This is a genomic window from Peribacillus sp. Bi96 (assembly GCF_918698115.1).
Classification (GTDB): Bacteria; Bacillota; Bacilli; order Bacillales; family DSM-1321; genus Peribacillus.
Window position 1 is genome coordinate 192,572 of the sequence record NZ_CAKKLV010000005.1, and the last position, 12,050, is coordinate 204,621.

Annotated in this window: 10 protein-coding genes; 1 reads left to right on the forward strand and 9 read right to left on the reverse strand. The window is 42.4% G+C overall.

Features of this window, described 5'->3' with window-relative positions:
- Positions 1-45: 45 nt before the first annotated feature.
- The 9 genes from LQ203_RS09045 to LQ203_RS09085 form a co-directional block, all read right to left on the reverse strand.
- Complete coding sequence (locus LQ203_RS09045) at positions 46-738, reverse strand: YjjG family noncanonical pyrimidine nucleotidase (RefSeq protein WP_230157335.1); 693 nt, start codon at positions 736-738, stop codon at positions 46-48.
- A 247-nt stretch (positions 739-985) separates the two neighbouring features.
- On the reverse strand, positions 986-2,470 hold the full coding sequence (locus LQ203_RS09050; RefSeq protein WP_230157336.1) for a sodium:solute symporter: 1,485 nt from the start codon (positions 2,468-2,470) through the stop codon (positions 986-988).
- The gene (locus tag LQ203_RS09055) at positions 2,467-2,655 is read right to left on the reverse strand and encodes a DUF3311 domain-containing protein (RefSeq protein ID WP_230157337.1); all 189 of its coding nucleotides are present in this window, start codon (positions 2,653-2,655) and stop codon (positions 2,467-2,469) included. Before LQ203_RS09055 ends, LQ203_RS09050 begins: the two co-directional genes overlap by 4 nt.
- A gap of 481 nt (positions 2,656-3,136) precedes the next feature.
- Positions 3,137-4,897 (reverse strand): CocE/NonD family hydrolase, encoded by a 1,761-nt coding sequence (locus LQ203_RS09060; RefSeq protein ID WP_230157338.1) that lies wholly within the window; start codon positions 4,895-4,897, stop codon positions 3,137-3,139.
- Positions 4,898-5,112: 215 nt separating this feature from the next.
- The gene (locus tag LQ203_RS09065; protein ID WP_230157339.1) at positions 5,113-6,210 is read right to left on the reverse strand and encodes a tartrate dehydrogenase; all 1,098 of its coding nucleotides are present in this window, start codon (positions 6,208-6,210) and stop codon (positions 5,113-5,115) included.
- An 18-nt stretch (positions 6,211-6,228) separates the two neighbouring features.
- Positions 6,229-7,680: an aldehyde dehydrogenase family protein gene (locus tag LQ203_RS09070; RefSeq protein WP_230157340.1), complete on the reverse strand. Its 1,452-nt coding sequence runs from the start codon at positions 7,678-7,680 to the stop codon at positions 6,229-6,231.
- Positions 7,673-8,755: a ring-hydroxylating oxygenase subunit alpha gene (locus tag LQ203_RS09075; protein WP_230157439.1), complete on the reverse strand. Its 1,083-nt coding sequence runs from the start codon at positions 8,753-8,755 to the stop codon at positions 7,673-7,675. Before LQ203_RS09075 ends, LQ203_RS09070 begins: the two co-directional genes overlap by 8 nt.
- A gap of 90 nt (positions 8,756-8,845) precedes the next feature.
- A complete protein-coding gene (locus tag LQ203_RS09080; RefSeq protein WP_230157341.1) occupies positions 8,846-9,094 on the reverse strand; it encodes a ferredoxin in 249 nt (82 codons plus the stop codon).
- A 23-nt stretch (positions 9,095-9,117) separates the two neighbouring features.
- Entirely contained in the window at positions 9,118-10,137 is a 1,020-nt protein-coding gene (locus LQ203_RS09085; protein ID WP_230157342.1) for an NAD(P)/FAD-dependent oxidoreductase, read from the reverse strand.
- Positions 10,138-10,482: 345 nt separating this feature from the next.
- Between LQ203_RS09085 and LQ203_RS09090 the strand changes: the two genes are divergently transcribed.
- Positions 10,483-11,856 (forward strand): sigma 54-interacting transcriptional regulator, encoded by a 1,374-nt coding sequence (locus LQ203_RS09090; RefSeq protein WP_230157343.1) that lies wholly within the window; start codon positions 10,483-10,485, stop codon positions 11,854-11,856.
- Positions 11,857-12,050: the final 194 nt, after the last annotated feature.

The window sequence follows — 12,050 nt, forward strand, 5'->3', positions numbered from 1 at the left end:
TGGTTTGTTAGAATGGCTTGAACATATTCAAATGCTTGTTAATCCTTAAACCTTACATCCTACAACCTCTAAAAGATCTGTCAGCTTGCTGATTTCATAGGTTGGCTTGATACCCGAATTATTATCCTTTTGATGGGGATTGTACCAGCATGTATCCATTCCATAATTCAATCCCCCCTGTATATCAGAGGTCAAGGAATCACCCACGATCAACGCTTTCGATTTTTCTGTAATCATTAACTTTGAAAATGCATAATCAAAAATCCCTCTTTCCGGCTTCTGAAACCCAGCCTCTTGGGAAACAATCAAATGCTCAAAAGTCTGGCAGAGAGGGGAACCCCCGATTCTTGCCGTCTGCACAGTCGTAAAGCCATTGGTGATAATCGCCAGCCGGCATCCTTCAAGATTCCTGCAAACTTCTGCAGCCCCTGGTACTAGGTGGATTTCCTTGCTCAAATATCTTAGATACGCTTGGCTGAACGCATCCGCATGGATTTTAAGCTCATGCTTCAGGAACAACCGTTTGAATCTTTCCACTCCCAAATCTGTTAAATGAATAATGCCCTGTTCCAAATCTCTCCATAATACCCTACTGATTTCTTGATAACTTCCCTCATACTCCTCGACCCCTGTTGGCAACCCAAACTCTAGAAAGGTATTGTGCAGTGCCCTTTTTTCCGATATGCCAAAGTCTAGCAATGTATCATCCACATCAAAAAAGATAATCTCGTATTTCATCGCTGCCTCCAATAATCAGTTTAGTCCAACTTAACACAAATCTATTTTTTTCGTCACTACGTTCACACAGATAATGTCACTATCGTAAGGGTAAAAAGTGATTACTATCTGCTTCTCCATTTCTCTTTCATGCTTGGTCCACTACAAAAAGGATAGCTTCATACGCTATCCTTTTTGTAGTGCTTTGTATCATTTTCAGAGGCTGCCTCCCTAGAGGGCTATAAACCTGGCACTTGCTTCCTAATGATCATGAGATGATGATTCGTTTGACCGGTTCTTCTTCCTGAATCGTTTGTTGATCTTTTCTTGTGAAAGCACTGACAGCAAGCATCACGATAAGGTTCAAAGTAATGGCAACAATTCCTATATCAAGATCTTGTATGAAGTGTGGTGCCTTCGGAAATAAAGTGGCCATTGTTGCCTCTGCCAGCGTAAAGTAAGCAACCAAAACCACCCCTAAAATCATCCCTACAGAAGCTCCAGCTTTGCTGACCGGATTTCTCTTAAGCAAACTGAATGCTAAAGGTGGGAAAAGTTGCAGGACAAAACTGTAAGCCATGGTTAATAACGCTATCATCGTATTACCTCCATAAAAGGTAAAGATTAAGGAGACTAATGATACGATTGGAACAAATATACGGGTTAGTTTGGCAAGCTGCTCATTCGATGTATCAGGCTTGACCGCTTTATAAATATTCTTTGATAAAATAGTGGCTGCCGTCAGAATCAACATCGAACATGGTACAAGTGCTGCAAGCATACCTGCCGCTCCGACAACTCCGACAATCCAAGGAGGGAAAGCGTCTTTCGCGATTTTAAATAAGGCAAGGTCCGTATCTCCGCCTTGTAAATTCGGTATCTGTAAAACGGCCGTGAAACCGATAAAAAGAATAAATACTAGAATGATTTGGTACAGTGGTAAAATGGCAGAGTTCCTGCGCAGAGCTGATTCGTTTTGGGAAGATAAACTCGCCCCAAAGCAATGTGGCCACATATATTGACCCAATGCGATGATCAAGCAAAGGGAAATATACCAAGAGATGCTAAGCCCTTCATCCGGAAGCAATAAGAATCCCGGTTTTGTTGCTTCCAGAGTTTCAAACATCGGTTGTATACCGCCGAAGTAATGTATTGGCAAATAAATGCCCATAAATAGAATAACGACAAGAATGAGGATATCTTTCAATACAGCCGTCCACGCCGAACCGTGAATTCCTGACACATATACGAAAACAGTTACGCAGAGCATTCCGATCCAAACAGCAACCGTGGGGGGAATCAATCCATATGACGCTTCGGAAACGATGATCTGAAAGCCTTTTAATTGTAAAACGATGTAGGGAATCATTGAAAGGACTCCAATAACAGCAACCAGTAGTCCCAATGACTTGCTGTTATACTTTTTTGTAAAAAAGTCAGATTGCGTCAGCACGTTATGTTTTTTCGCATAGCGCCAAATAGGGGGCAAAATCCAAAAAGGGACGATATAAGTAAGAGCGCAAAATATATAAATAGTGGGGCCACCCATACGGTAGGCAGCTCCGCTGGCTCCAAGAAACACAAAAGTCGAAAACATCTCTCCCGCCATCAGGACAAACATGATTAAAGAACCGAAGCTCCTCCCCCCGACAGCCCACTCATCAAGCTTCATCTCCCTCCCTTTCTTTGCGCGGATACCTAAGTAAAAAGCCAAGACAAGGGTCATGATGATGATTAATATGGAACTGTTCATTTATTCTCCTCCTGTCTATCAAAGATCACACTGCTAATATAAAGGCAGATGGATGTTAAAATAAGCCAGGCTGCAGCCCAAAAAATAATGAAAGGTAAACCGAATATATACGGTTCCACACGGTTAACCACAGATAATGAGCCAATTGCGGGTATGATGCTGAGCAGCACAATGATTTTTTTCAATTGAATTCCCCCTCTTATGTTAATGAAACGATCCATTGAAGGCGCTTTAAATTATGGTTGCAATAATCTCGTTCCTAAAAACAACTCCATCGCGACATTAACCTTCGCTACTATACCATTCAATAGAAAAAACATTAAGAAATTTCAAACTATTAATAACGGTTTTTAATAGTCCAAGGTTACAGATCCATTTCCAGTACAAGCTTCTACTTCTCGGCTCACAATTACATCAAGGATGCCTGAATCCATCTAATGGATTAACGATCCCCCTTCATTTTATTAATTGCAAGTTTTATGCCAAGGATTTCAGACGTAAAGACAAGAACTCCACCTACTACTATTCTTATAAATACTAGAGAAGTAAGGCTTTAATCATCTGCTTTTTGAGTTTTAATCACCTCACCCGAACTGTAATTCACTCATAGAACTGGTTGTAATGGTAAAAATGTAATTCTTCGAGCATTTTCTCCCCCTTCACTTATCATGAATTTTTCCTTGTAGGTATGATTGGCAAAAGAATATGAGACGGAAATTCCTGGCTATGATAGATCGTTTGCCTGGCGGTTTTTGTTTCACTGCTTTCAATCATTGATTTCCCTGTATTCGGATTTGGTGCATATTGTGGAAAACTGCTTGATGAAACCTCAAGCAAGATTCGATGTCCTGGAAGAAAAACATTGCTTGTCGCCCACAAGTTAATTTCGTATTCAACGATTTCGCCTCTCAGTTCCTTTTCTGCCTGATTGCCGTTCCGGTATTTGGCGTTGACGATTCCCTCGGTTAAGATAATCGCGGTGCCATCCGGCGATTCATCCACAAGCTTTGCCGTAAAATCGGTGTCCACTGCATCAGTTGATGCAAACAACTTCACTTTAACCGGTCCAGTTACTTCGAGTGCTTCTTGCAACGGATCAGAAGTATAAACGAGCACGTCGTTCCTCTTTTCGATTACGCTCTGATCATATGGCCCCATTGTAAGTGGACCGGAAAAAAGCGTGGCTCCACCTTTTGTGGGGACAGGTTTTTTGGGATCATATATATATGAATCAGCCGTATCCTCCGCTTGCATACCTTTTCGTAAGCAACCATCGCCTGTTTTCGTATTCGCTTTTCCCATACTGTGCAAATAGTAACTCGTATATTCAGTCCGTTCAAGCGGCCATTCCATTTCATTGCGCCACTCATTAATCCCCATTACAAAAATTTTCACGGGTGGTTCCTTCTCAATGCCATTGCTGACTCCTTTCAACCAGTGATCAAACCAGCGAATATGTAGGTTGGTCATATCTTCTTCAAGGTTCATCCACTCCCCAGATGCGTGCACACCAAAAGAACGTTCACCCTGGATAGAGGAAAAGTGGCCATGGCCCCAGGGTCCAACAATAAGTTTTTGTTTATTGCTTGATTGGTCATTCACCTTGTTCATTTCCACGTAATTCTCCAGAGTAGGGCCGATAAAACAATCATACCAACCACCCATATGATAAGCAGGAAGCTGTAACCTATCATATTTATCAGCAATACTGGAATCTTGCCAGTAGGATTCGTCTTCAATTGGGCGCTTCAAATGTTCAAAGAAAAAATTATCTTCTTCCAGAACTTTTAATGGCGGCCAATCATTAATTGGTGCATACGAATACCAATCCTCAATATTATTGAGGGAGTCAGCAAGCTCCCGGACAGCTGAAGTCATGTCCACACTTTTTTCAAATTTCCGCTTCAGCAAATCAGGCAAAATCGATTCCAATGTCCACGTTTCAAATAGTCCGAGAGCAAAGGCACCATTACGGTAAACCGTTCCATTTCTTTGATCATTCAGTGTCATTGCCGGAAAGATGGCGACTAAATGCGGAGGCTTTTTTTCTGCAGCCAGCAGCTGTGTATATCCATAATACGATAGGCCAAACATACCCACTTTTCCGCTGGAATACGAGAGTGAAGCTGCCCATTCCACCGTGTCATATCCATCATTTGCTTCCTGGCTGAATGGCTGGAACTCCCCTTCTGACTTAAAGCGTCCTCTCACATCCTGAATGATGACGACGAATCCATTTTCAACAAGACGGTGGGTGTCCAAATAACGATGGGAATAAAGCGGTAAGTCCTTACTGTACGGAAGCCTTGTCAATAACACTGGAAATTGTCCAGTAGAATTAGGTCTGTATACATCCGCATAAAGTACGGTACCGTCCCTCATAGTGCATGGAACATTTTTTTTAACAATTATTTCAACTTGTTTCATCTGACTGCTCCTTAGCTCTATCATGGATTTGAGTTACTTTAGACTCATTACAATGATTAACAACAATCTTCTTCATACTGTAAAACAAAGAGACCAAGTGCTTTTCATTCCAAGCCTTGGCCTCTTCCTTTTGTATATACCTAATGGGTTCTGGTATCGGCTTCATACTTGGTGCATTCTTTTATTATGACCATTCAATCACCTTGGTCGATCATTTATCTTTTCACCGTCATACCTTTGGATATAATGATTGACTCGATGATTTCCGCTACCCTGTCTCCCACTTCGGAAGTGGAGGCCGTGCCATTCATATCGGGGGTGAGCACCTGATTTTCCAGCAGAAGTTGCTCAATCGCCTCAAGAACAGTCTTTCCAAGAGATTCATAGCCAAAAAAATCGAGCATTTGACTTGCTGACCAAATGGAGGCGAGCGGGTTTCCAATACCCATGCCTGCAATGTCTGGAGCTGAACCGTGAATTGGCTCGAACATCGAAGGATATTCCCTCTCAGGATTAATATTGGCACCGGCTGCAAGCCCGATTCCCCCAGCAAGTGCAGCCCCTAAATCCGTTAAAATATCACCGAACAGGTTCGAAGTCACAACGACTTCAAAGCGTTTCGGGTCTTTGATCATCAACATCGCCGCTGCGTCGACAAGATATGAAGCCGTTTCAACTCCAGGATAGTCCCTGCTCACTTCTTCAAATACCTGATCCCAGAAAACCATCGAATAATTAAGGGCGTTCGCTTTAGAAATGCTCGTCAGCGATCTGCCTTCTTTTTTCGCGGTTTCAAAAGCATAACGGATGATCCTTTCCGTGCCTTTACGTGAAAACACCCCATTTTGCAAAACCACTTCATGTTCCTGCCCTTTAAACAGCCAGTCTCCTGCGCCTGAATACTCGCCTTCACTGTTTTCGCGGATGAACAGCATATCAATATCTTCACGTTGCACATCTACGAGAGGCAAGTGAGCCCCTTTTAACAGTGTCACAGGTCTGATATTGACATACTGATTAAAGCTTTTACGGATTTTCAACAATAGCTCCCATAGTGAAATATGGTCTGGAACGCCCGGAAATCCGACCGCCCCCAAATAAATCGCGTCAAACGCTTTCAGCTTATCGATCCCATCATCATCCATCATTCTACCATTTTCGGCATAAAATTCGCAGCCCCATGGGAAGTATGTGAAATCCAATTGAAAACTGGAATCCAGTTCAGCCACTTTTTTTAATACTTTTATCCCTTCATTAATCACTTCAGGTCCAATGCCATCTCCTGCGATGACCGCTATTTTGAATTGTTTCATAAATGATCTCCTCGATTTTTAGTCTTGGTTCCAAACGACCAATTTCATTTCAGTCATTTCTTCCACGGCGTATTTTATGCCTTCACGACCAGTCCCGCTTTCTTTTACACCGCCGTATGGCATTTGATCGACACGATAGGTTGGCACGTCATTGATGATTACACCGCCTACGTGTAATTCACGTGATGCGTACAAAGCGTTTTTCACATTGTTTGTGTATATTCCTGCCTGCAAGCCAAAGCGGGAATCATTCACAGAATCAATCGCTTCCTTCACTGAACTCACTTTATTTACAATGACAACCGGAGCAAATGCTTCCTGGCATGAAACTTTTAGCCGATGATCCGCATCGGTAATTATGGTCGGTTCAAGAATGTCGCCTTGCAATTTTCCACCTGCTGCAATTGTTGCCTTGCTTCCTTTAGTTTCATCAATCCAGCCCAGTACACGGGTCGCTTCTCCTTTGGAGATCAGGGCGGAAATATACGTATCCGGATCCAATGGGTCGCCAATTCTAAGCTTTTTCGCAGCTGCAGTGAATTTCGCTACAAACTCTTCATACACTTCTTCATGTGCATATACACGTTGCAGTGAAATACAAACTTGCCCCTGATTGGAGAAGGCACCCATGATGCAACGATCGATAATTTGATCAACTTCAATGTCTTTATCAATGATTAAAGCAGAGTTCGAGCCAAGCTCCAGAGTCGTCTTTTTCAGGCCGGCTTTGCTCCGGATGCCGATTCCAACACTTGGGCTTCCGGTGAATGTCACCATGCTTACTTGGTCGTTTTCAACAATCACTTCTCCGACCGTGCTGCCGGGACCTGTCACTACATTTAATGCGCCAGCCGGCAGACCCGCTTTTTCAAAAATATCTGCGATGAAAAGTGCGGACAGCGGAGTTTGCGAAGCTGGTTTCAAAACGATGGTGTTTCCAGCAGCAATGGCCGGACCGACTTTATGCGCCACCAAATTCATCGGGAAGTTGAACGGAGTGATGGCACCAATGACCCCGATCGGCTCTCTTAACGTGTAACCAATTCGGCCAACCCCGCCAGTGGCTGCATCAAAAGGAATCGTTTCACCGTGAATCCTTTTAGCTTCTTCAGCCGAGAACTTATACGTCTCAATGGTTCTCCCAACTTCCGCTTTTGCGAACATGATCGGTTTGGCTGATTCACGGGATATGATTTCTGCCGCTTCTTCCGCATTCTCCATTAATAACGTGGCAACCTTCTCCAATATATCCGCCCTTTGATAAGCGGGCATTTTTGCCATGACTTCGCGAGCGTTGTAGGCAGCTCCAATCGCCTTTTCCGTCAGCTCTTTATCCGCCATGGCTATTTGGGCGATTTCTTCCCCGGAATAAGGGGAAAATAGAGGAGCATAGCTTTCCGTTTCCACTTTTTCACCATTGATCATCAAAAATTGTTTCATCGATTTCACTTGATTCTCTACTCTACTCATTTAGGGCCTCCAATACCATTTCATGAAATTGAACAATTGCTATTTCCGAAGAGGAATATCTACCTTTGTTAAAGGCACGGGAACGGAAACCTATTTGTTCCAGCTCTACAAGTTCCACATCTTCCTGTCGGACTTGTTCGGCAAAAGCAACAAGGTCTTTCTCTTCCTGAGTCAAATTCTCATCGCGGAAATAATAGGTGTAAACAGCCAAAGTCGTTTCGTGATCAATCGGCACCATTTGAATGGTAGCCATATTTCCGGGACCCGGATAAATGGTCAACATCAGGTTAGGCCACAGCCAGAAAAAAGAGCCGCCTTGCATTTCCGCCTTATTTAAATCGACCGTTCCGTAATTTTTATCCGGTTTTACCATTGAGCCTTGCAGTGAATAGTTATCACATGTAATGATTTGGTAATCTTCCATATCGAGTGCTGCAACAAAGCTTGGATGAGCTACATGGCAATGGTCACATTCTAAATAGTTATCTATGAACGCTTTCCAGTTTGCCTTAATCACCCTGGTTTTTTGGCCTGTTCTTTTTAACTCACTTAAAAATGGATATTTACTTAAACGGTCAAAGAAATCACCGTACGATTCGCTAAGCGGTTTTGCATTATCATCCAAGTTGACAAAAATTAAAGATTCCAGGATTTCCATGCGAACGGAGCGTAAACAGGCATCTTGTACACAGGCCGCATCTTCGCCTTTAAAATTCGGCGCTTTGTTCAATTTCCCATCCAATTTAAATGTCCAACCATGATAACTGCATTGTAGAATTTTCTTCTTGCCTGAGTCACTTTTTTCAAGCTTAGTCGCACGATGGGGACAAACGTTATAAAAGGCGCGGATCACCTCATCTTGTCCGCGGGTCACGATGATCGGCTCGTTAGCTACTTCTGTCGTAAAGAAAGCTCCCACTTTTTCCAATTGGCTGACGTGTCCCACAAGCTGCCAAGTTTTAGAGAATACTAGATCGATTTCCTTTTCGAGTACTTTAGGATCCGTGTATTTGTCATATGTCAATGTTCTTTCAAAACTACGATTTGCTAAATTTTCCACCTTGTTAAAAGCCATCATTCATTTCCCCCTAAAATAAAATATGATTACAAGCTTTCCTGAACTTAATAGAAACGGTTATTTCTTAATGGATTCATTTCCGCCGAGTTAACCGGCTGTCACTGGTATATTGGTAAATGGTTCCGCACCCAACTTAATCGAATCTGTCGGACAACCATCAAAGGCGTCTTCCAAGTCCTCTTCCAATTCTTCCGATACTTCCGTTATCCCTCTGTTTGCATCCAGGATTGAAAAAGCGATACCTTCATCGTCATAATCAAAAATTTCCGGTGCCGTCGCTCCACAAGCCCCGCAAGCGATACATGTCTCCTGGTCAACCACTGTGTATTTAACCATGTGGATTCCCCCTTTTTACATAATTAAACGGTCGAGGTGCTTTTCTCTTTTCCCCCCATTGTGCTCGTACTGTGAAGAGGCTGAACTTTCGCTCTTGGATCGATATAAACTTTCGCATTACTCACAGCTGTTGGCGCTTCACCGAACCCGCTAGCAATCAGCTTCACCTTCCCTTCGTACGTGCAAATATCTCCTGCCGCGTATATGCCCTTGATATTCGTTTCCATTTTAGAGTTGACAACGATGGAATTATTTTCAAGTTCAAGACCCCAATCCTTTATTGGGCCTATTGATGATACGAATCCATAATTGACAAGAACGTCATCGACTTCCATTTCAAGCGGCTTTCCACTCTTCGCATCCGTCACAATCACTTTTTCTATATTTTCATCTCCGATCAGTCCGGCTGGGAGATAAGGAGTCAAGACCTCCACCTTGGATTGTTTCAAACGCTCTACACTGTGTTCATGTGCACGAAATTTATCCCTGCGGTGGATAAGTGTCACTTTTTCCGCTATCGGTTCAAGCATTAGCGACCAGTCGACCGCTGAATCACCGCCACCAAACACAACAACTCTCTTATCAGCGAATTGGCTCATATTCTGGACGAAATAATGAAGGTTGGCTTTTTCAAACCTTTCTTCGCCTTCGATTTTCAGTTTCCGTGGCTGAAACGCCCCGTTTCCAGCAGTGATGATTATCGCTTTCGTATAATGTGTTTCTTCGGGTGTCGTTATGGCAAACATCCCATCCGAAGTACGAACAATGGTCTCTACAGATTGATTAAGACAAATATCCGTTTTGAATTGACCCATTTGTTCCAGTAATCGATCGATGAGCTCTTGGGCCTGAATTTTCGGAAAGCCCGCAATATCATAAATATATTTTTCAGGGTACAAAGCAGACAGCTGTCCTCCCAGTTGAGGGAGACTTTCGATAATTTTCACTGAAGCTTGGCGCATTCCCGCATAAAAAGCGGTGAACAAACCAACCGGTCCTCCCCCGATAATAGTAATGTCAAAGATTTCATACCTACCTTCCATACTCATTCCCCCCTAGATGACTTGCTTTTAGATAATTCTATTGACTAGAATTCTGCTAGGCCAACGTGTCCATTCATGCAATAATTATCGACATGCAAACATAGCCAATTGTTCATTTAACCAATTGATAATTTAGCCAACTGACAATTTAACCAACTGACAATTTAACCAACTGTCAATTTAATATAATGCAAAATGTGTGCCAACCTTGGAAACCAGCCTAAATAAACGAAATATTCAAAATTAGTTTTGAAAACGTTATCATATCGAGTTATAATTAACTCGAAATTGATAGAACAGTATTCAAAATTCACTCATTCCCTTTTGAAAAGAGAGGATTACCTTATGAAAAGTCCGGATTCTACTGAAAGTGTGGAAATGACTCTCCAAACTCTATTAAAGATTCTTGATCATTCCTCAGATGAGATTTTCGTCCTTGACGGCGAAAAGCGGATTCTTTACGTCAACAAGGCATGTGAGCGCCATTATGGGCTAAAACCTACTGAAGTCATTGGCAAATATAATGTGGACTTATTTGAAAAAGGGTACTGGACACCCTCCATCGTGCCTGAAGTATTTAAAAGAAAAAAGCCTTGCTACATTAAACAACAAACGTATATTGGCGCAGAATTGATGACATCAGCGATTCCGATTTTAAATGATGCGGGGGAAATTGAACTGGTCGTCACTACATCCACAGAAACCCAAACGTATAAAATGTTAAAAGCAAATGAAGCGAGTAGTGAGTCAAAATCGACTCATAACGAAGATGAAACGGGGAGATTCATTACTAATAGCGGTAAAATCAACCGCATCCTCACTTTTTGTGAAAAGGTGGCACCGACCGATTCCACGATTTTAATCCAGGGGGAATCTGGAACAGGAAAAGGAGTGCTTGCCCATTTCATCCACCGGATCAGTAAACGGAAAAGCAAACCTTTCCTGACAATCAACTGTGCTGCCATTCCGGAAGAGCTGCTCGAATCCGAACTATTCGGCTATTCAAAAGGTGCATTTACGGGTGCGAACAAAACTGGAAAACGCGGATTGATTGAATCCGCAGACGGTGGCACTGTCTTTCTTGATGAAATTGGGGAAATACCGCTCGCTCTGCAGGCAAAGCTTCTCCAAGTAATCCAGGACAAACAATTCATTCCCGTCGGGGGCAGTGAAATGAAAAAAGTCGACATCCGCATCGTCGCTGCAACCAATCAGAACTTAATAGAAATGGTCAATGATAAAAGATTCCGGGAAGATTTATTTTACCGCTTGAATGTGATTGATATTCAATTGCCTCCATTGCGAGAACGTAAAGAAGATATCATTCCCCTTACGTACAATTTTTTAAATAAGTTCAATGAAAGATATCATGAAAATAAAGTCATTTCGGAAGAATGCTTGAACCTATTAATTCATTATTCATGGCCAGGCAATGTCCGCCAGCTTGAAAACTTGATTGAACGGTTAGTGTTAGTAAGTGACTCCGTTATCCTAATGGCCGACTTGCCTGAAATGATTACCGAAAATGTTGAACAAGTGACCCAGATCGATCTCCCCACTTCGCTCGATAAAGCGGTTGATGAAACGAAGCGGATATTGATAAGGAAATCTTTCCAAACCTACAAATCATCCAGGAAAGTAGCGAAGGACCTCTCTATCAGCCAAACGAAAGCCTCGGCATTGATCCGGGAGTACTGTGAGGATTTAATGAATAAATAGGTATACGATCATGATATTTTGTAAAACCCCCAGCACTCTTATCCTGCTGGGGGTTTTACGTTGCTTTTGATAGAACGAAAAGCAAAAGACAAACATTGATATTCAAATTCATGAGATATTCCATTTTCACTAATTTAGCTATCATTCCAAATACGAAACGAATAAGAGACTTCCCCACTGCGGGCAAGTCTCTT

Coding starts and splice junctions, on each gene's coding strand:
- LQ203_RS09090 (WP_230157343.1), top strand. CDS start 10,483: ATGAAAAGTCCGGATTCTACTGAAAGTGTGGAAATGACTCTCCAAACT.
- LQ203_RS09085 (WP_230157342.1), bottom strand. CDS start 10,137: ATGGAAGGTAGGTATGAAATCTTTGACATTACTATTATCGGGGGAGGA.
- LQ203_RS09080 (WP_230157341.1), bottom strand. CDS start 9,094: ATGGTTAAATACACAGTGGTTGACCAGGAGACATGTATCGCTTGCGGG.
- LQ203_RS09045 (WP_230157335.1), bottom strand. CDS start 738: ATGAAATACGAGATTATCTTTTTTGATGTGGATGATACATTGCTAGAC.
- LQ203_RS09065 (WP_230157339.1), bottom strand. CDS start 6,210: ATGAAACAATTCAAAATAGCGGTCATCGCAGGAGATGGCATTGGACCT.
- LQ203_RS09060 (WP_230157338.1), bottom strand. CDS start 4,897: ATGAAACAAGTTGAAATAATTGTTAAAAAAAATGTTCCATGCACTATG.
- LQ203_RS09050 (WP_230157336.1), bottom strand. CDS start 2,470: ATGAACAGTTCCATATTAATCATCATCATGACCCTTGTCTTGGCTTTT.
- LQ203_RS09070 (WP_230157340.1), bottom strand. CDS start 7,680: ATGAGTAGAGTAGAGAATCAAGTGAAATCGATGAAACAATTTTTGATG.
- LQ203_RS09075 (WP_230157439.1), bottom strand. CDS start 8,755: ATGGCTTTTAACAAGGTGGAAAATTTAGCAAATCGTAGTTTTGAAAGA.